Source organism: Shewanella chilikensis, from assembly GCF_037953065.1.
GTDB lineage: Bacteria > Pseudomonadota > Gammaproteobacteria > Enterobacterales > Shewanellaceae > Shewanella > Shewanella chilikensis.
Map to the genome: position 1 here is coordinate 1,279,812 of NZ_CP149966.1, position 18,535 is coordinate 1,298,346.

Genomic DNA, 18,535 nt, shown 5'->3' on the forward strand with positions numbered 1-18,535 from the left:
GGAGGAAGTATTGATCCTGGAGTACCCGGTGGCGCGAGAGTATCATATAAATACTCATGTGAATTATGGAGATTCCCAAATGGTCTTGGTGGTCATTACTACATAAACAGAAACTGTAAATACAAAATAATTCCATATTAATACACCTAGGTAATTTACAATGAAACTAAAGAAACTTCTTGCTTTACTAATGCTCTCTACTTTAGTGGCTTGCAGCCCAAACTACAATGAAGATGTAATTACTAAAGCCGATATGATAGTTAATATAGAGGCGTTAATTTCCAAAATCAACCAATATAATATCAAAGAAGTTTCTTACTATTCTGAAGAAATAATTGTTTTAAATGGAGTTGTCATTAACCCTATTACAAAAACTTTTGGAAAAAGTCCTGATGGTGGTTTTATGATGACATATTCCCAAAAAGCTGCCGAGAACAAAATTGAAAACTGGAGCCAAGTATTATCCGTGACTCAGCCCAATGTAAAATTATCACAAGAAAATCTAAATGAGATACTTGTAGATATGACTGAAATTGGCGTTACAGATGTATTTAACGACACCCAATATAATACAGTCCGTATTCAATGGGGGAATTCTGTGATGTTAGGAATAAACGGTTTGGTTTTTGGGGAGAATATGAATGTAGAAGCATTTCAAGAACATGCACAATTTGATATCTTCAAAAAAGTATCAGATGGAGTCTACTTCTTTCAGTTATTGTAAGAAAAGATAACGAAGAAGTTTCATGTATGCTATCCATCTGCTTACAGAGTTGCTGGAGTTGCACAGCAACTGTGCTCTCTTGGTTATTCCAGGCTCTGGCATAGTTTCAATCAAATGCTTTTAACGCCAGTTACAGTGCAATTGCTACAGATAAGTACTCTGATAGCAACTTTGCCACTTAAAATTTAGCCCTTAATAGGCTGTTTTTTATGACTGATTGCCTTGTTTTGGTTTAACCCCGAACACTTCAATGGAGTGTTGTTTACCCTTTAACTTGACCGGTCCTAAATTGGTGAGCTGATACTCGCTGTCATCATTTTCCAGCCTAGCTACCAGCGCGCCGGAGAGCAGCATCCTTTGTCCTAAGGGGTTACACTGATCCTGTAGTCGCGCTAGGGTGTTGAGCACGTCGCTGAAGAAGCTGATCTCCTGTTTTTGCACCCCGACCACAGCTGCAACCACTTGGCCACAGTGAGCCGCCGCCTTGAATTTGGGGACAAAACCATAGTGTTCTTCAAAATAGCGTCGCTGCCAATTGAGCTGCTGGCTGAATTCAAAGTAGATATTCATACATCTGTCGTTAATGATGCCGTCTTCCAGCGGCCAATGGATGAGCACGGCATCACCCATGTAACGATAGATCTCGGCATCATTGTTGGTGACTGTATCGGAAAGCAAGCTGAAACTGTCCTGTATCAGCCGGGCAAAGCGGTAATCCCCCAGAGATTCGGCATGGGTAGTGGAAGCTACCATATCGAGATAGAGAAATAGCCGCTGTTCATATCTGGGCTTGTGATACTTACCCAGACCTATGTTTAACAGGATCCTGGGGCCTACCAGTAGTCCCATCTGTTCAATAAAGGCGAGCCCGACCCTGACTACCACCAGATAAATAATTAACGCCTGGAATGAGGGACTATAGAGGATATGCACTGTCAGCATCTGCCTCAAGGTTGCCATATGGTTCTCTATGGCCCACATATTCAGGTACTGGGTCATATAAGCCAAAGTGGTGGCACCCAAGAGCAGAAACAGCCCTTTAAAGATGACGGAGAAGACATAGGGCAGGCGATTGATGGCACTGAAGTCGGCTATCAGGTTTGACATCCAGTGCAAGCTACCGAAAATAATTCCCATGTAGGCGGCCAGCGTCGCGAGATCCGCCGAGCCGACAGCCCACTGAGGTAGCTCAGTGGTTTGGGCATAGCGAAAAAATACAAAAGCTGCCATAGCTACTGTCCATGCCATTATGGCAAACAGAAGCTTTTTGGCCTGGCGACGCGCTCTCACGGGGTAACTTCTATCCTAAATTAACGGGCCTTCTCAGGATGCGCTAGTTTATAGAATATACCCCTCTGATTTCCAGTGGTAATTGTGATCTTAATCAAGGCAAGTGCCGATTAGAGGCGATATCAGCCAAAAAAGCGCTCAAGTAACCCTTTTGTGAACTGAGTTTTGAGATAAAAGCCCCTGGGGTTGGTCATCTGGATACTGCCATCCTCGGCAATACTCTCGGTTAACACCTTACTGTTGGCCGCCTTTGGCCTTAACTGTAATACTTCACCGTGCCTGGCCGTGATCTTGCTGACCTTGCCCAGGCTGATAAGCTCCATGATCTCTTCCCAATCCTGGCGCAATAGCCTGTCTTCCTCGACGCTTGGTTCCCATAAAAGCGGCGAGCCGATACGTCGGACACCCGGGGGAAGATCCCTGTCCCCCTGAACCGGGATCCACAGTACCCGCTGCAATTTGTGATACACCAGACTCTGCTCCCAGCGCAGTCCTGAAATATTGGTTAGCGGCGCGACACAGACATAGGTGGTTTCCAGCGGCATACCGCGTTCATCTATTGGAATGCTCTTCAGTTCTACCCCAAGGTGCAGAAAGTCCTGTTCGGGCTTAGAGCCTGCGGTTGCTCCCAATGCCAGCTCCAGTAGTTGTCCGGTCCAGCCTTTATCACGGCGAAAGTCTTTGGGCACGGCTACCCCTAAAGATTCGGCGAGCTGTCCCAGAGTCAGCCCGGCGATATCGTCGGCGCGCTTTAGCAGTTGTGCCAAGGAGCTTGGCGGCAAGATATTGGTTTTCATGGCGTTGATTTTACCTGAGCGGGATTGGATAACAAGTTTGTGCAAAAAATGGTCATTGCGATGTCGGGTGAAGTCATCCCCAAAATTAATTTTTCTATCATTATGTTTTTATTGACTAAAGTTTTCATCTTCAACTATAGGGGAATGGATTTCCTGAGTTACTCGCCGATTTCCCCTGTGTTGCCAACAAACTTATCCACAGCATTTTGGGATAACTGAACAATTATGGCCGCAATAAAACAAATAATGGTCGGTGTCAACCGGGTTTTGACGCTGTTTTTCAGCTTGAAAGTCGAGTTTTTGTCCGTAGGGTGTGAATAAAGTTTTGTGACATTGCCGAGAAATTGCTTCTGATCGAGTGCGGGTTAAAAAGTGTACTATTGGTGGTTTAGTTGTGGTTGTATTCGTTTTTGTGCTTTGTATGATTATGTATTTGAAGTATTTTTGTTGGGTTTGTGTCTTTGTCAATTAGGAGGGAAAGGTTGTAAAAAGCAGCGTTTCCAGAAGTTCAGCCGAGTTTCAAACAGAGATATCCACAGTTTTTGTGGATATCCACTCAAGCAGAGATGGTTAATTGTTGATAAAGTGGAAAAGCTTATTTGATTATCCAAAGAAAAAGCCGTAAATAGAGAATTGCTGCCGACGTGGGATTGTGAAACAATCGAATCATTGAAATTTATCGCTTTTTCGGAGTCCATGTGATTGACAGCGACGGTTTTCGCGCAAATGTGGGCATCATTATCTGTAACAGATTTGGCCAAGTAATGTGGGCCAGGCGTTTTGGTCAGCACTCCTGGCAGTTTCCCCAAGGGGGATTGGATGACGGTGAATCCGCCGAAGATGCCATGTATCGAGAGCTGTATGAAGAAGTCGGGCTTAGGCCGGAACATGTGCAGATATTAACATCCACCCGCTCCTGGTTGCGATACAGATTGCCAAAGCGTTTGGTGCGCCAAGACAGCAAGCCTGTCTGTATCGGCCAAAAGCAGAAATGGTTTTTGCTGCAGCTCAAGAGTCAGGATAGTGCCGTTAACTTGAATTCGTCCGGCCATCCTGAATTCGATGACTGGCGCTGGGTCAGTTATTGGTACCCTGTGCGTCAGGTCGTATCTTTTAAACGTGACGTCTACCGGAAAGTGATGAAAGAGTTCGCCACCACGGCTCTGGCATTGCAGACCCGGGAGCCTTCACGCCGAAGGGGACGACAAAGAGCTGCAGGCTGAGGTTTGATATCGAAAGGGGGAACAGGTGTTAAACACGCTCAGGGATATTACTCAGGCAGTTGCGGCCGCAAGGGATCTTGAGGCTGCCCTTGAGCTATTGGTCGGCCAGATAAAGGCCGCCATGAGCACTCAGTGTTGTTCTATCTATATTCTGGATAGAAATGAGTTGGTCCTCTCGGCCACTGATGGTCTTAAGCCCAGTGCCGTTGGCCAGGTTCGCATGCCGTTGACCGAAGGTCTGGTGGGCTTGGTTGCTGAGCGTGAAGAAGCCATCAACCTTGCCGATGCCAGAGCACATCCCAGATTCAAACTCTTTCCCGAAGTGGCTGAAGAGGAATATCGAGCTTTTCTCGCCGCGCCTATTATCTATCAGAAACAGTTGCTTGGCGTCATAGTGGTGCAGCAGCCCAGTGCCCGTCAGTTCAGCGAAGGGGAAGAAGCTTTTCTTATGACGCTGGCGGCGCAGTTGGCCATGGCTATTCGCGGCCTCAAACAAAAGGCCAGCGTCAAGGAAGATCAGCTGCAAATCCTGTTTCAGGGCACACCGGCTTCCAATGGTATCGCCATTGCCCATGCTTTGGTGCTGGGTGGTCAGATATCCCTGGAGCAGCCGGATCAAACCGCAACAGATATCCCCAATGAGCTTGAACGCCTCAAGGCGGCAATCGAGCGTTGCCGTAACACTCTGAGCACCCTGGCACAGCGTTTTGACCGCGAGCAGGATGAAGAGGTGGTGTCTATCTTCTCGGCGCTGCAGCTCTTGCTGGAAGAGGCCAGTCTTGGGGGCGAATATCGCGATGAAGTGCTTGCTGGTTGGTGCGCCGAGTCGGCGGTCAGCCGCGTGTCTTTGCGTTACATCACCCAGTTTATGGCGATGGAAGACCCCTATCTCAAGGAGCGGGCCAGCGATATCCGTGACTTGGGGCAGAAGGTGCTGCGCCAGTTGATTGAGCCGGAGCGGTTGGAGCTCAATGCCGATAAGCCGGTTATTCTGGTGACCCGTGAAGCGGACACCACCTTGCTGGCCGAGTTTCCGCGGCAAAAGTTGGCTGGGATAGTGACAGAACTTGGCGGGGTCAACTCCCATGCTGCTATTCTGGCCCGGGCCCTGGGTGTGCCTGCCATCACAGGGGTCGACCAGGTTTTGGCTGCCGACATAGACAAGAAGCTTTTGGTGCTCAATGCCACCCGTGGTCAACTGATGGTGTCGCCGTCTCCGGCCGTGGTCGGTGAGTACCGCAGTTTGTTATCCGCCGAGAGAGCGTTGCAGCGGCAATACGCCAAAGAGCTGAACCTGCCGGCCGAGACGGTCGATGGCAAACGTATTCATCTATACATGAATGCCGGCTTACTCAGTGGTTTGGCCTCGGAAATTGCCGAAGGCGCCGATGGTATTGGGCTATATCGCACCGAAATCCCTTTCATGTTGCAACAGCGTTTTCCCAGCGAGTCTGAGCAGGTCAAGGTGTATCGCCAGGTGTTGGAGGCGGCATCGGGGCGCCCCGTGGTGATGCGCACCCTCGATGTGGGCGGAGACAAACCCTTGCCTTATTTCCCCATCAAGGAGGAAAACCCATTTTTGGGCTGGCGTGGCATTCGTTTGTCGCTGGACCATCCCGAGCTGTTTCTGGTGCAAATTCGCGCCATGCTCCAGGCCAGCGGCAGCGGCGAGCAGCTGCATATTTTGCTGCCCATGGTCAGTAATCTAGATGAGATAGATCAATCGCTTGAATATATCGAACAGGCTTATTCCGAGCTTAAGTCGGATGTGAACCCTGAGCTGAAAAGACCCAAGGTGGGCATTATGCTGGAGGTGCCGGCGCTGCTGTTTCAACTGGATGAAGTTGCCAAACGGGTCGATTTTGTTTCGGTCGGCAGTAACGATTTGACCCAATATCTGTTGGCGGTGGATCGCAACAACCCCAGGGTCAGCGCCCTGTTTGACAGTTATCATCCGGGGATATTGCGTTCGCTGAAACAGGCGCGGGAGACGTGCCGTCTATATGGCCTTGGTGCCAGTGTCTGTGGCGAGTTGGCCGGTGAACCCGGCGGTGCCTTGCTGCTGGTTGCTATGGGCTACAACCGCTTGAGTATGAACCAGGGGAGCTTGGCCAGAATAAATTATCTGCTGCGGCGAGTGCGCAGCGATGAACTCGAGCAGTTATTGGCCGAGGCATTGACACTCAAAAGCGGCAACGAAGTGCGGCAACTGGTGCACGATTATTTGGGGCAAAGAGAACTGGCAGCCATTCTCAATTGAACCTGCCATGCCGGGTATGGAATAACAACAAGAATTAAGGAACCTCTGTGGACGCATTTCTCTGGGTATTTGGTGTTTGTCTGGCGTTGGGCGCTTTTGTCGGCTTTATGGCCGGTTTGTTGGGGATAGGCGGCGGTCTTATCGTGGTGCCGGCGCTGCTGTATATTTTACCCAAGGTGGGGGTTCCTGCCGCGCAGTTGCCCCATGTCGCCATTGCTACTTCGTTGGCGGCCATTATTTTGACCTCTTTTTCATCCGCCCGCGCCCACCACAGCCGCGGCAATATTCCTTGGCCGCTGTTTAAATCCATGTTGCCGGGGCTGGCACTGGGGGCCTTGTGTTCGGGTTTTATTGCCGAGTTGATCCCGGCCGATGATCTGCGCCGTGCCTTTGCGGTGTTTGTTATTCTAATGGCCGCCCAGATGGCATTTCCTTTCCGTCCATCAGCGAAAGAGGGCTTGCCGCCATTTCCCGTGTTGCTTATCGTCTCGGCGATGATTGCCATTATTGCCGCCTTGATGGGGATAGGCGGTGGGGTGCTCTTGGTGCCTTTCCTCACTTGGTGTGGGTTGCAGATGCGTCAGGCGGTGGGTTTTTCATCGGCTACCGGCCTTATTATCGCCCTTTGGGGCAGTTTAGGGTATGTTATCGCAGGCTGGAATGCCCCTGATATGCCAAGTGGTACTTTGGGATATGTCTATCTGCCGGCTTTGCTGGGTATTATTGCTTCCTCAATGTTGGTTGCGCCTGTGGGGGTCAAAGCGGCCAGCACCTGGCCGACGCCTGTACTGAAGAAAATATTTGCACTTTTATTGGTTGTTGTGGGTCTTAAACTTATTCTGGCCTGATCTGCGCCTTGGTTAATTTAGGAATCGTCTTTCTGTTATGGCTTTAGAATTTCCCAATATTGATCCTGTGATCGTCTCTTTTGGCCCCTTTGAGCTGTTCGGCCAGACTTTTGAACCGGCTTTGCGTTGGTATGGTTTCATGTACCTGCTGGGCTTTTTGGCCGCTATGATACTGCTCAACCGTATGGCTGACAGATCCAAGGGGTTATGGAGCCGCGAGCAGGTCTCTGATCTGCTGTTCTATGCCTTTCTCGGGGTGATCCTGGGGGGCCGCATAGGTTATGTGCTCTTTTACCATCTGGATTACTTTATTGCCGACCCCTTGTACCTATTCAAGATCAGCGAAGGCGGCATGTCTTTCCATGGTGGTTTGATGGGGGTTATTCTGGCCATGCTCTACATCGCCTGGAAACAGAAGCGCAGCTTCTTTGCGGTGGCGGATATGGTGGCCCCTGTGGTACCTATCGGCTTGGGCGCCGGGCGTTTGGGTAACTTTATCAATGGTGAGCTTTGGGGCCGGGTGACAGATGTACCTTGGGCCATGGTGTTTCCTTCCGGTGGCCCTGAGCCTCGTCATCCTTCACAACTGTATCAATTTGCCCTCGAAGGCGTTGCGCTGTTTATTTTACTGCAATGGTTCAGCAGACGCAGTCCCAAGACCGGAGCCGTGTCCGGGATGTTTTTGCTCGGCTATGGTATCTTCCGCTGCATAGTGGAAACGGTCAGGCAGCCGGATGCTCAACTCGGGCTTTATTTGGGCTTTTTGACCATGGGGCAGATACTGTCAGTGCCCATGATCCTCTTTGGACTCTATCTGTTAATGCGTAAAGCGCCGCAGGCCGGCGTGGTGAAGGACAAGCAGTAATGCAGCAATATCTTGATTTAATGCAACATATTTTAGATGCCGGTACTGAAAAAAGTGACCGTACCGGCACGGGAACCCGCTCTGTATTTGGTTATCAGATGCGTTTTGACCTCAGTAAGGGGTTCCCCTTGGTGACCACCAAGAAGTGCCATTTGCGCTCCATCATTCATGAGTTGCTCTGGTTCCTGAAAGGGGACACCAATGTTGCCTATCTGCATGAAAATAAAGTGACTATTTGGGATGAGTGGGCCGATGAGTCCGGAAATCTGGGGCCGGTTTACGGCGCTCAGTGGCGTAGCTGGCCAACGCCCGATGGCGGTCATATCGATCAGATCGCCCAGGTGATAGAGCAGATCAAGTCACAACCTGACTCCAGACGTTTAATTGTCTCGGCCTGGAACGTCTCCGAACTCGACAAGATGGCGCTGGCGCCTTGCCATGCCTTTTTCCAGTTTTATGTGGCTGATGGCAAGTTATCCTGTCAGCTGTATCAGCGCAGCTGTGATGTGTTCCTGGGGCTGCCGTTCAATATTGCCAGCTATGCGCTGTTGACCATGATGGTAGCGCAGCAGTGTGACCTCGAGTTGGGCGATTTCGTCTGGACTGGCGGTGATACCCACCTTTACTCCAATCATATGGAGCAAACGGCGCTGCAACTCAGCCGTGAACCCAAGTCTCTGCCACAAATGAAAATTATTCGCAAGCCTGAGTCTATTTTCGATTACCGATTCGAAGATTTCGAGTTGTCAGGTTACGATCCTCACCCTCATATCAAAGCACCAGTTGCCATTTAAAAACAGTTTTTTAGCGGAATACCTCGTATATTTCGAGGTGTTTCGCAGAAACTTTCGATTATTCTTACCTAAATCCATCTACTACACTCAAATCAATTATGTTTTTGGGAGTTTAGTATGGAAAAGGCACTTCGGAATTTCCTGAGTCAGGAATCTGCCGGCGGTATCCTGTTATTGATTGCTGTAGCCTTGGCTATGGTCTTGGCTAATTCACCTCTTGCCGGCGTTTATCAAGGTTTTTTGGATACCCCGATGCAGTTGCGGCTCGGGGCGCTGGATATCAACAAGCCCTTACTGCTGTGGATCAACGATGGTCTGATGGCGCTGTTCTTTCTGTTGATTGGTCTGGAAGTTAAGCGCGAATTGCTTGAGGGAGCGCTGTCCAGTGTTTCCAAGGCATCTCTACCCACCTTTGCTGCTATAGGCGGCATGCTTGTTCCGGCCGCAGTCTATCTGCTGTTCAATGCCAATGACCCAGTGACTCAGGGGGGGTGGGCGATTCCTGCCGCGACCGATATCGCCTTTGCGCTGGGGATAATGGCACTTTTAGGCAACCGGGTTCCTGTGGCGCTCAAGGTGTTTTTATTGGCGCTGGCAATCATAGATGACCTGGGTGTCATTGTTATTATTGCGCTGTTCTACAGCAGCGATCTGTCGATGATAAGCCTGGTGATTGCCGCTGCTGCGGTTATAGGTTTGATTATTTTGAACCGTCGCGGCGTGACTGCGCTTGGCGCTTATGGCGTGCTTGGGGCCATTCTTTGGGTTGCCGTACTCAAGTCTGGGGTTCATGCCACTTTGGCCGGGGTGATCATCGCCTTTTGTATTCCGCTGCGCGACAAGCAAGGTGGTTCACCGTCCGAGCATTTGGAGCATACGCTGCACCCCTGGAGTACCTTCCTGATCCTGCCGGTCTTTGCTTTTGCCAACGCCGGGGTAGCTTTGGGCGGGATGTCGCTCGAGAGCCTGGTATCGCCTGTACCTCTGGGTATTGCTTTGGGTTTGTTGCTCGGTAAGCCGATTGGTGTGGTGCTGTTCAGTTTTATTGCGGTTAAGTTGCGTCTGGCAGAGTTGCCCGAGGGCATTGCCTGGCGCCATATCATACCTGTGGCTGTGATGTGCGGTATAGGTTTTACCATGTCGATGTTTATTGCCTCGCTGGCGTTTGAGCATGGTGGCGTTGTCTATAGCGATTTGGCCAGGTTGGGGATCCTGATCGGATCTATGTTGGCGGCAGTCGTGGGCTATTTCTGGCTGTCAAAAGTGTTACCTGAAAAAGGAGAAAAGGAATGAAAACAAGCATAATGGCAGGACTCATTCTCGTGGGCATGGCCCCTTTGGTTCAGGCGTCACAGATAGAAGCCTGTATTGCAGACAAGGAAGCTGTCCTGTGTCAGAGTTACCTTGAGGGCGTTGTTGATGGTGCGCTTATGTATAAGCCACAGGCGGTAGGTGCCCGCCTGGACAGCAACGGCTATGAAGCCCGCGCGCTTAAATATCGGGGAGGTAAGCGTTTTCAGGAAGCAAATCGCAAGTATTGCCTGGAGAGGATCCCGGATAGGGATCAACTGGTTATGGGGATCAGCGAAGCCTTTGAAAGCGGCGAGGTCAAGGATATAGAGACACTGCAGCTTGCCGTAAATAATTTGCTGGACTGTCAGCGTTTGAAGTAAGGAGTCGGGGCAGCCTATGTCTCATTTGAACTACAACCACCTGTATTACTTTTGGATGGTGCATAAGCAAGGCTCAGTGACCAAGGCTGCCGAGACACTCTGTTTAACCCCACAAACCATTACCGGCCAGATACGCACTCTGGAAGAAAGGCTTAAGGGGAGTCTGTTCAAGCGGGTAGGGCGCAATCTGGCCCCTACTGAATTGGGCGAGTTGGTGTTTCGCTACGCCGATAAAATGTTCAGCCTCTCTTATGAGATGCTCGATGTGCTCAACTATCGCAAGGATGAATCCATCCTGTTTGAGGTGGGTATTGCCGATGCTCTCTCCAAGGCGTTGGCCAGTCGGGTGCTGATGTCGGTTATCCCGGCAACTAGCTCCATGCACTTGGCCTGTTATGAATCGACTCACGAGAGTCTGATGACCCGGCTCAGGGAGCATAAACTGGATATGATACTGTCGGACTGCGCCGGTGAGTCTCTCAAATATCCGGAAATTCTTTCCAAGAAGCTGGGGGAGTGCGGTATCGCCTTCTTCTCGGCGCAGGAGTTTAAAAGTGGTTTTCCTGAATGTTTGGAAGAGGGGCCCTTGCTGATCCCCAGTCGACGCACTTCCTTGGGGCAGCAGCTCTATCGCTGGTTTGATGAGAAACGCCTTAATGTCACGATTCTCGGCGAGTTTGACGATGCGGCTATGATGAAGGCTTTTGGCTATTTCCGTAAGGGGATATTTGTTGCTCCCTCCATCTACCAGCAGGATATTCTCGAACATAATATACGTTTGCTCGGTGAAACCATGGAGATCAAAGAGGAATATCATGTGATGTTCGCAGAGCGGATGATCCAGCATCCGGCGGTGCAGCGCTTGCTGGAAACGGATTTTGGTGAGTTATTTGCCGGTCGAGATCTTCAGGTGCAGCAGTTCTGATACGGGTGGATGATTAAGGTGGGTATTCGACAGCGCAGACGCCAGAATGTAAACTTGCGGCAAAATTCTTGATTGGAGCATTATAGGTGTCTGACTTGATGAGTACCCCCAGGGTAAAGTGGGCATGTCGCCGTGGCATGCTGGAGCTTGATGTATTGTTTCAACCTTTTGTGGAGCAGCATTATGAGACTCTGAGCCCTGAGGACAAGGCCTTGTTTGTTCGTCTGCTTGAGTGTGAAGACCCGGAACTGTTTGCCTGGTTTATGGGGCATGAGCAATGTCCGGATCCGCAACTGGCACAGATGGTGGTGCGCGTTCGTGGCCGGGCAGCGCCATAGGTTTCAACTCAGTTCTTCCTTCAGCCAGTATCTGAGTCTGACGGTGCTGGCTGCTATTTGCCTGAGCAGTTTTCTTGCCTGGCCGGCGCTGGATTATCCTTTCTATTTATCGTTCAAATACTTATGTTTGCTGCTGGTACTGGTAGCTTTTGGCCTGGCTCTGTGGCGTTTGCGCCGCTGGCAACTCTGTTTCTGGCTTAATGAATTGGGTGAAGGACAGTTCGAACCCGGTTCGAGTTTCGAACTTAGTGGCAAACCTTGGGTCAGCCCCTTTGTGGTGACTTTTACCTATCAGGGGGAGGATAACTACGGGCGTTGCTGGCTGTTTGCCGATATGTTTGACGACACAGACTATCGTCATCTGTGTCGTCTATTGTTGCAGCGGTCAAAGTCCGCTAACTGACCTTATTCCAGCTAAGTTATTCAGGCTGCAAAATGGTCGGCTGCGGATTCTCCAGTTTCTGCGGATGATCGATATTACAGTGCAAGCCGCGGCTTTCCTTGCGGGACATAGCGCAGCGGATGATCAACTCGGCCACCTGCACCAGGTTGCGCAATTCCAGTAGATTGTTTGTGACGTGGAAGTTGCTGTAATATTCCTGGATCTCCTGTTGCAGCATGGCGCAGCGGCGCAGGGCCCGCTCCAAACGCTTGTCTGAGCGCACAATCCCCACATAGTCCCACATAAAAAGTCTCAGCTCATGCCAGTTGTGGGCAATTACTACTTCCTCATCCGAGTTACATACTTGGCTTTCATCCCAGGCCGGGATATTACCGGGCATGGCAATTTTACCCAATTGGCTTTGAATATCGGTCGAAGCAGCGCGGGCGAATACCAGGCACTCCAGTAAAGAGTTACTCGCCAGGCGATTGGCACCGTGCAGTCCGGTATAAGCCACTTCACCTATGGCATAGAGACCATTGAGATCTGTCTGGCCATGAAAATCTGTCATTACCCCGCCGCAGGTATAGTGTGCTGCAGGCACCACAGGGATAGGTTCCTTGGTGATATCTATCCCTAAGTCCAGGCAGCGCTGGTAAATGGTGGGGAAATGCTTGATGACAAATTCCGGATCCTTGTGGCTGATGTCCAGATAGACGCAATCGGCGCCGAGGCGTTTCATTTCATAGTCTATGGCCCTGGCTACAATGTCTCTGGGCGCCAGTTCGGCGCGTTCATCGAAGTCAGGCATAAAGCGACTGCCATCTGGACGGCGCAGATAGGCGCCTTCACCGCGCAGGGCTTCGGTCAGCAGGAAATTACGGGCATCTGAATGGTATAGACAGGTCGGATGGAACTGATTGAATTCCATGTTGGCTACCCGGCAACCGGCACGCCAGGCCATGGCAATACCATCACCACTGGCGATATCCGGGTTGGAGGTGTACTGGTAAACCTTGGAACTGCCGCCGGTCGCCAGGGCGACAAACTTAGCCTTGATGGTTTCCACCTGCTCAAGGTTACGGTTCCAGACATAGGCGCCCAATACCCGGTTGCCCGGACGGCCCAGTTTACGGGTGGTGATCAAATCTATGGCGTTGTAACGCTCAAGCACCAGAATATTGGGGTGGGCCTGGGCCATCTCCTGCAGTGTGGTCTGTACCTCTTTGCCGGTGGCATCGGCTGCGTGCAGAATACGTCTGTGGCTGTGGCCACCTTCACGGGTCAGATGGTAGGCGCTGTCATTGATGCTGCCATCGGGATTTTCTTCCTTATCGAAGGCCACACCGCATTCAATCAGCCATTGCATGGCGGCGCGGGCATTCTCGGCCGTGTAGGTTACCACGGCTTCATCACAGAGTCCGGCGCCGGCGACCAAGGTGTCGGCCACGTGGGATTCTATGGTATCCTCCTCGTCGAAAACCGAGGCTATGCCCCCTTGGGCATAATAGGTTGAGCCTTCGTTGAGAGGACCTTTGGAGAGTAAAATGACTTTGGTTTTTTCAGCCAGGTGAAGGGCGAGAGTCAAGCCCGCTGCACCACTGCCTATGACCAGGACGTCAGATTGGTGTTCAACTACTTGTTTCATCGGGTATCATGAGATGTGACTGGGGGTTCGGTTATGGTAAACCAACTCGCAAGGGATGGATACAACTCAGCTCAGGATATTCGCAGTACATTTTTTGCAAAACATCAGAACTTTTTCGAAGCACGCTAGTCTACATAAGTGAATATGATTCGAGCGACTGAGAAATCAGCATTATAAGATTTGGGAGAAGTCGGCTCGGATGAGTGGACAAACAAGTGATCAACAACTGGTTGAGCGCGTACAACGTGGCGATAAAAACGCTTTTAACCTGCTGGTACAAAAGTATCAGAGTAAGGTCATCAATCTGATATCCCGTTATGTACGGAATCAGGCCGATGTAGCAGATGTGGCGCAAGAGGCTTTTATCAAGGCTTATCGGGCGTTACCTAATTTCCGCGGTGAGAGTGCCTTTTATACCTGGTTGTACCGAATAGCAGTAAATACGGCCAAGAATCATCTGGTGTCACAGGGGCGCAGAACACCTGCGAACGATGTTGATGCCGATGAAGCCGAATTTTACGATGGTAGTGATGCCCTGAAAGAATTCGCCTCTCCTGAGCGGTTGATGCTTTCAGACGAGATAAAGAAGACTGTCTTCGACACTCTCGAATCTTTGCCGGAAGAGTTAAAGATGGCTATCTCTTTGCGTGAGCTTGATGGTATGAGCTACGAAGATATTGCCAATGTGATGGATTGCCCTGTAGGTACTGTGAGATCCCGTATCTTTCGTGCTCGGGAAGCCATCGATAAGAAGCTCCAGCCTTTGCTGGAAAGATGACCCTTTAATAGAGACAGGTGAGTAATGGATAAATTAGGTCAGGAGTGGGTTTCTGCGGCAGTGGACGGCGAAACCGACGCTCAGACGCTGGCAGAACTGGCTGGTGACACTGCTTCTCACGACAAGTGGCGTAACTACCACCTAATTGGTGATGCTATGCGTGGCGAGTTGCCTTCCGCTATCCCCTTGGATCTTTCTGCCAGTATTGCTGCCGCTATCGACAAGGAACCGACGATAGTCGCGCCTGTTACCTCGACTCAGGTATCAGAGGTTGTTGAGCCCCAACGTCAGCTTGCTTCCGGCGGTAGAGTGATCCCCATGTTCAAACAGTTTGGCCAGTATGCGATTGCGGCCACTGTTGCCATGGTTGCCATTGTTGGTGTTCAGAACTACAACCAGGCACCTGAAAGCCAGGATCCTGCATCCCCAGTGCTTATTACCCGTCCATTGGTGGGCAGTGCTTCACCTGTTAGCCTGCAAACCGGACCGGTTCAGCAGCCACAGGGATATACCAATGAGCAGTTGATTGAGCAACGTCGCAGGATTAACAGCTATATTCAGGATCATATGTTGCAACAGAGATTGAATGCCGGTGTGGTTATGGATAACAATAGTGAGGTCGTTCCTGTTCCTATGAATCGTTAAGGAAATCTCTTGCGCCTTTTCCTCTTGGCCCTCCTGGCCTTCGCAGTGCCTGCCTTCGCGCAGGATGATATGTCCGCCAAAGCCTGGCTTGAAAAAATGAGCCAGGCTTTGCGCGAAAAAGAATACAAGATTTCTCTCATCCAACTTCAGGCCGATAATATTCGGCCTTTGGTATACCTGCACGGTAAAGTCAACGGTGAGGAAGTGGCCTTCCTCGAACACCTTAATGGGCCGCCAAAAAATGCCGTTCGTGTCGGTAATATAGTGACCTTTATCGAACACGATCAGCCCGCCTATAGTATTAATGCCAAGCGTATTCAAGGAGTGATGCCAGCGGCCTTCTTCGGTGACAGCGGCAATCTTGAGGCCGGATATCAATTGGTGTTGGGGGGGCGTAGCCGTATCGCCGGCCGTCCAGGACAGATGATCCGCATTTTGCCCAATGATGAATACCGCTATGGTTTTCAGGTGTGGATGGATATGGAAACCTTCCTGCCGCTGCGCTATGACATGCTGAATCAGGACAAGCAGTTGCTGGAGCAGTTGTTGGTCATCGAATTGATAGAACTGCAGGAAACGGCGCCTCTGCTGGTGGAGGCCTACAAGCAGGAATGGCCGGCGGTGATGAACTCCTCAGAGCGTGAAGATGGCCAGAATTGGCAGTTTGATTGGCTGCCGCCCGGTTTTCAAGTGGTGGTTCGTGATCATCATCGCCTGATTGGCAGTCATGAGCCGGTGGAATACATAGCCCTGACCGATGGCTTCAGCAATATCTCTGTCTACGTTGCCCGCGCCGGTGACGCGCCTATGCCGGAAGAGCTGATGACCCGCAATGGCCTTTCCATGGCGGCCGACCGAGTCGGTAATCTGGAAGTGGTTGCCGTTGGTAAGGTGCCGACACAAACGCTTATCCGTATCGCTTCGGGTCTAAGGCTGGAGTGAGGGCTGAATTATGATGGAGCAGGTGGCTAAGGTCGTTGGCACAGACAGCGATGGTTGGGTCAAGGTGCAGGTGGAGTTGAAGAGTGCCTGTAATCACTGCTCCAGTAGCGAATCCTGCGGCACTTCTGCGGTTGCCAAGGCGTTTGGCAGTCGGCTGCAGGAGTTTTCCCTGCCCAGTACTGAAACTTATCCAGAAGGCACTTTACTGCGTTTAGGCTTGCCGGAAAGCGTAGTGCTCAAGGCGGCATTGCTGGTTTATATGCTGCCTTTGGCCGGGCTTTTTTTAGGCGGGTTGCTGGGGCGCTTCATTGCTTCGCTTGCTGGGTTCAGTACAGATGGAGGGGCTATATTCATGGCGATCATCTTTGCTTTGCTGGCTTGGCAACTGGGTAAGTCTCAGGCGCGCAGGATTGAAAACCGGGCCCAACCCGTCATACTCGCCAATCTGGGCCAAGCCATGGAGGCCGCTTCAGAAAGCAAGTGCCATTAATCCCGTCATTCCCGCAAAGGCTTAAAGTGTGAATCTAATTGGTATTGGCCCAGCAATCGGGTACAATTTCGCACCTTTGAGCACAGTCTCCCATTAGAATTTAGTCATTGCAGCATAATGAAACATATTAGAAACTTTTCGATTATTGCCCATATCGACCATGGCAAATCTACCCTCTCAGATCGCCTGATCCAGGTTTGTGGCGGCTTAACCGACCGTGAAATGGCTGCTCAGGTGCTGGATTCAATGGATCTGGAGCGCGAACGCGGTATCACCATCAAGGCCCAGAGCGTTACACTCGACTATAAGGGCAAAGACGGTGAAATCTATCAGCTGAACTTCATCGATACCCCAGGGCATGTTGACTTCTCCTATGAAGTTTCCCGCTCGCTGGCGGCTTGTGAAGGAGCCTTGCTGGTGGTTGATGCCGGTCAAGGGGTTGAGGCCCAGACACTGGCGAACTGTTATACCGCGCTGGAAATGGATCTGGATGTTGTCCCTGTACTCAACAAGATTGACCTGCCACAGGCCGAGCCCGAGCGGGTTGCGGCCGAGATTGAAGATATAGTCGGTATTGAAGCTAAAGATGCTGTGCGCTGCTCTGCCAAGACAGGTATTGGCATAGATGAAGTGCTGGAAACTATAGTGGCACAAATTCCGCCACCGGAAGGTGATCCGGAAGGGCCGCTGCAGGCACTGATCGTCGACTCTTGGTTCGATAGTTACCAAGGGGTTGTGTCTCTGGTTCGAATCAAGAACGGTGTACTCAAGAAGGGCGATAAGTTCAAGGTCATGAGCACAGGCCAGACTTACAACGCCGACAAGGTGGGGATCTTCACTCCCAAGCAGAAAGAAAAAACTGAACTGAGAACCGGTGAAGTAGGCTTTGTTATTGCCGGTATCAAGGAGATCCACGGGGCCCCAGTGGGGGATACCCTGACCCACGCCAAACACGGCGCAGACAAGCCTCTGCCTGGCTTCAAGAAAGTGAAGCCTCAGGTATACGCAGGCGTGTTCCCCATCTCTACCGATGATTATGAAAACTTCCGTGATGCGCTGAATAAGCTGAGCTTGAACGATGCTTCACTGCAATTTGAACCGGAAAACTCCACTGCTCTGGGATTTGGTTTCCGTATCGGATATCTGGGACTTCTGCATATGGAGATCATCCAGGAGCGATTGGAGCGGGAATATAACCTGGATCTGATCACCACGGCGCCCACTGTAGAGTATGAAGTTGAACTGACCAATGGCGATGTTGTCTATGTGGATAACCCATCCGAGTTGCCGGCACTCAACTATATCGAAGAGATGCGCGAGCCTATCGTCGAAGCCAATATTCTGGTGCCCAAGGATTACCTGGGCAACGTGATCACTCTGTGTGTTGAAAAACGCGGCGTGCAGAAGAATATGGTTTACCACGGCAACCAGGTGGCACTGACCTATCATATACCGGCGGCCGAAGTCGTGATGGACTTCTTCGACAGGCTTAAGTCAACCAGTCGTGGTTATGCTTCGCTCGAGTACAACTTTGTCTACTTCCAGGCGGCCGACATGGTGCGTTTGGATGTGTTGATCAACGGCGACAGGGTCGATGCACTGGCGATGATCATCCACAGGGGCAACATACGCCACCGTGGTATCGCTCTGGTGGAAAAGATGAAAGAACTGATCCCGCGGCAGATGTTTGATATTGCAATCCAAGCCGCAGTGGGCAGTCAGATTGTGGCCCGTTCGACCGTGAAAGCACTGCGTAAAGACGTAACCGCCAAGTGTTACGGTGGTGACGTTTCCCGGAAGAAAAAACTGCTGCAGAAGCAGAAAGAAGGTAAGAAACGGATGAAGCAACTCGGTAACGTGGAAGTACCGCAGGAAGCCTTCCTGGCGGTATTGAAATTGAACGAATGATCCTG

General features: G+C 50.8%; 19 protein-coding genes. 16 read left to right on the forward strand and 3 right to left on the reverse strand.

The window, feature by feature from the left end:
* Positions 1–160: 160 nt before the first annotated feature.
* The gene (locus tag WKR14_RS05910; RefSeq protein ID WP_339087512.1) at positions 161–724 is read left to right on the forward strand and encodes a hypothetical protein; all 564 of its coding nucleotides are present in this window, start codon (positions 161–163) and stop codon (positions 722–724) included.
* A 207-nt stretch (positions 725–931) separates the two neighbouring features.
* Here the strand turns inward: WKR14_RS05910 and WKR14_RS05915 are convergent, their stop codons facing one another.
* Together WKR14_RS05915 and mutH are read right to left on the reverse strand one after the other, a co-directional pair.
* On the reverse strand, positions 932–2,014 hold the full coding sequence (locus WKR14_RS05915; protein WP_039034192.1) for an adenylate/guanylate cyclase domain-containing protein: 1,083 nt from the start codon (positions 2,012–2,014) through the stop codon (positions 932–934).
* 122 nt (positions 2,015–2,136) lie between these two features.
* Positions 2,137–2,811, reverse strand: coding sequence for a DNA mismatch repair endonuclease MutH (gene mutH / locus WKR14_RS05920; protein WP_101053469.1), 675 nt, complete (start codon positions 2,809–2,811; stop codon positions 2,137–2,139).
* A gap of 698 nt (positions 2,812–3,509) precedes the next feature.
* On the opposite strand from mutH, the gene rppH reads away from it, so the two are divergent.
* The 10 genes from rppH (at position 3,510) to WKR14_RS05970 (ending at position 12,140) form a co-directional block, all read left to right on the forward strand.
* Positions 3,510–4,034 (forward strand): RNA pyrophosphohydrolase, encoded by a 525-nt coding sequence (rppH, locus tag WKR14_RS05925; protein WP_025010542.1) that lies wholly within the window; start codon positions 3,510–3,512, stop codon positions 4,032–4,034.
* A 25-nt stretch (positions 4,035–4,059) separates the two neighbouring features.
* Positions 4,060–6,294 (forward strand): phosphoenolpyruvate--protein phosphotransferase, encoded by a 2,235-nt coding sequence (gene ptsP, locus WKR14_RS05930; protein ID WP_165564714.1) that lies wholly within the window; start codon positions 4,060–4,062, stop codon positions 6,292–6,294.
* Between the two features lie 47 nt (positions 6,295–6,341).
* Positions 6,342–7,142, forward strand: a complete 801-nt coding sequence (locus tag WKR14_RS05935; protein WP_039034195.1) for a sulfite exporter TauE/SafE family protein — start codon at positions 6,342–6,344, stop codon at positions 7,140–7,142.
* A gap of 37 nt (positions 7,143–7,179) precedes the next feature.
* Complete coding sequence (gene lgt / locus WKR14_RS05940; RefSeq protein WP_286997224.1) at positions 7,180–8,007, forward strand: prolipoprotein diacylglyceryl transferase; 828 nt, start codon at positions 7,180–7,182, stop codon at positions 8,005–8,007.
* Positions 8,007–8,801 carry a thymidylate synthase gene (gene thyA / locus WKR14_RS05945; RefSeq protein ID WP_224867356.1) on the forward strand — a complete coding sequence of 265 codons (795 nt, stop codon included), beginning with the start codon at positions 8,007–8,009 and terminating at the stop codon, positions 8,799–8,801. The genes lgt and thyA overlap by 1 nt, the downstream gene beginning before the upstream one ends.
* Before the next feature lie 117 nt (positions 8,802–8,918).
* Entirely contained in the window at positions 8,919–10,094 is a 1,176-nt protein-coding gene (gene nhaA / locus WKR14_RS05950; protein ID WP_101053479.1) for a Na+/H+ antiporter NhaA, read from the forward strand.
* Positions 10,095–10,105: 11 nt separating this feature from the next.
* The gene (locus WKR14_RS05955) at positions 10,106–10,474 is read left to right on the forward strand and encodes a hypothetical protein (RefSeq protein WP_224867432.1); all 369 of its coding nucleotides are present in this window, start codon (positions 10,106–10,108) and stop codon (positions 10,472–10,474) included.
* Positions 10,475–10,490: 16 nt separating this feature from the next.
* Complete coding sequence (nhaR, locus tag WKR14_RS05960) at positions 10,491–11,399, forward strand: transcriptional activator NhaR (protein WP_101053481.1); 909 nt, start codon at positions 10,491–10,493, stop codon at positions 11,397–11,399.
* 98 nt (positions 11,400–11,497) lie between these two features.
* The gene (locus WKR14_RS05965) at positions 11,498–11,737 is read left to right on the forward strand and encodes a succinate dehydrogenase assembly factor 2 (RefSeq protein WP_028779782.1); all 240 of its coding nucleotides are present in this window, start codon (positions 11,498–11,500) and stop codon (positions 11,735–11,737) included.
* Positions 11,718–12,140 (forward strand): protein YgfX, encoded by a 423-nt coding sequence (locus WKR14_RS05970; RefSeq protein WP_115389948.1) that lies wholly within the window; start codon positions 11,718–11,720, stop codon positions 12,138–12,140. Before WKR14_RS05965 ends, WKR14_RS05970 begins: the two co-directional genes overlap by 20 nt.
* 16 nt (positions 12,141–12,156) lie before the next feature.
* Here WKR14_RS05970 and nadB read toward each other — a convergent pair whose 3' ends face one another.
* A complete protein-coding gene (nadB, locus tag WKR14_RS05975; RefSeq protein WP_101053485.1) occupies positions 12,157–13,767 on the reverse strand; it encodes an L-aspartate oxidase in 1,611 nt (536 codons plus the stop codon).
* A 199-nt stretch (positions 13,768–13,966) separates the two neighbouring features.
* Between nadB and rpoE the strand changes: the two genes are divergently transcribed.
* The 5 genes from rpoE to lepA all read left to right on the forward strand — a co-directional run bounded on the left by rpoE (position 13,967) and on the right by lepA (position 18,530).
* Positions 13,967–14,545 carry an RNA polymerase sigma factor RpoE gene (gene rpoE, locus WKR14_RS05980; RefSeq protein ID WP_025010551.1) on the forward strand — a complete coding sequence of 193 codons (579 nt, stop codon included), beginning with the start codon at positions 13,967–13,969 and terminating at the stop codon, positions 14,543–14,545.
* A 24-nt stretch (positions 14,546–14,569) separates the two neighbouring features.
* A complete protein-coding gene (locus WKR14_RS05985) occupies positions 14,570–15,190 on the forward strand; it encodes a sigma-E factor negative regulatory protein (protein ID WP_101053487.1) in 621 nt (206 codons plus the stop codon).
* Between the two features lie 9 nt (positions 15,191–15,199).
* Positions 15,200–16,132, forward strand: a complete 933-nt coding sequence (locus tag WKR14_RS05990) for a MucB/RseB C-terminal domain-containing protein (RefSeq protein ID WP_339087513.1) — start codon at positions 15,200–15,202, stop codon at positions 16,130–16,132.
* Between the two features lie 10 nt (positions 16,133–16,142).
* Positions 16,143–16,622: a SoxR reducing system RseC family protein gene (locus WKR14_RS05995; protein ID WP_226564303.1), complete on the forward strand. Its 480-nt coding sequence runs from the start codon at positions 16,143–16,145 to the stop codon at positions 16,620–16,622.
* A gap of 117 nt (positions 16,623–16,739) precedes the next feature.
* Complete coding sequence (lepA, locus tag WKR14_RS06000; RefSeq protein WP_234556846.1) at positions 16,740–18,530, forward strand: translation elongation factor 4; 1,791 nt, start codon at positions 16,740–16,742, stop codon at positions 18,528–18,530.
* Positions 18,531–18,535 lie beyond the last annotated feature (5 nt).

Bases quoted from the DNA above. Each gene is read 5' to 3' on its own strand.
- WKR14_RS05995 (WP_226564303.1), top strand. From the start codon at position 16,143: ATGATGGAGCAGGTGGCTAAGGTCGTTGGCACAGACAGCGATGGTTGG.
- WKR14_RS05910 (WP_339087512.1), top strand. From the start codon at position 161: ATGAAACTAAAGAAACTTCTTGCTTTACTAATGCTCTCTACTTTAGTG.
- WKR14_RS05965 (WP_028779782.1), top strand. From the start codon at position 11,498: ATGAGTACCCCCAGGGTAAAGTGGGCATGTCGCCGTGGCATGCTGGAG.
- WKR14_RS05985 (WP_101053487.1), top strand. From the start codon at position 14,570: ATGGATAAATTAGGTCAGGAGTGGGTTTCTGCGGCAGTGGACGGCGAA.
- nhaA (WP_101053479.1), top strand. From the start codon at position 8,919: ATGGAAAAGGCACTTCGGAATTTCCTGAGTCAGGAATCTGCCGGCGGT.
- mutH (WP_101053469.1), bottom strand. From the start codon at position 2,811: ATGAAAACCAATATCTTGCCGCCAAGCTCCTTGGCACAACTGCTAAAG.
- nadB (WP_101053485.1), bottom strand. From the start codon at position 13,767: ATGAAACAAGTAGTTGAACACCAATCTGACGTCCTGGTCATAGGCAGT.
- lgt (WP_286997224.1), top strand. From the start codon at position 7,180: ATGGCTTTAGAATTTCCCAATATTGATCCTGTGATCGTCTCTTTTGGC.
- WKR14_RS05955 (WP_224867432.1), top strand. From the start codon at position 10,106: ATGGCAGGACTCATTCTCGTGGGCATGGCCCCTTTGGTTCAGGCGTCA.
- nhaR (WP_101053481.1), top strand. From the start codon at position 10,491: ATGTCTCATTTGAACTACAACCACCTGTATTACTTTTGGATGGTGCAT.
- thyA (WP_224867356.1), top strand. From the start codon at position 8,007: ATGCAGCAATATCTTGATTTAATGCAACATATTTTAGATGCCGGTACT.
- rpoE (WP_025010551.1), top strand. From the start codon at position 13,967: ATGAGTGGACAAACAAGTGATCAACAACTGGTTGAGCGCGTACAACGT.
- lepA (WP_234556846.1), top strand. From the start codon at position 16,740: ATGAAACATATTAGAAACTTTTCGATTATTGCCCATATCGACCATGGC.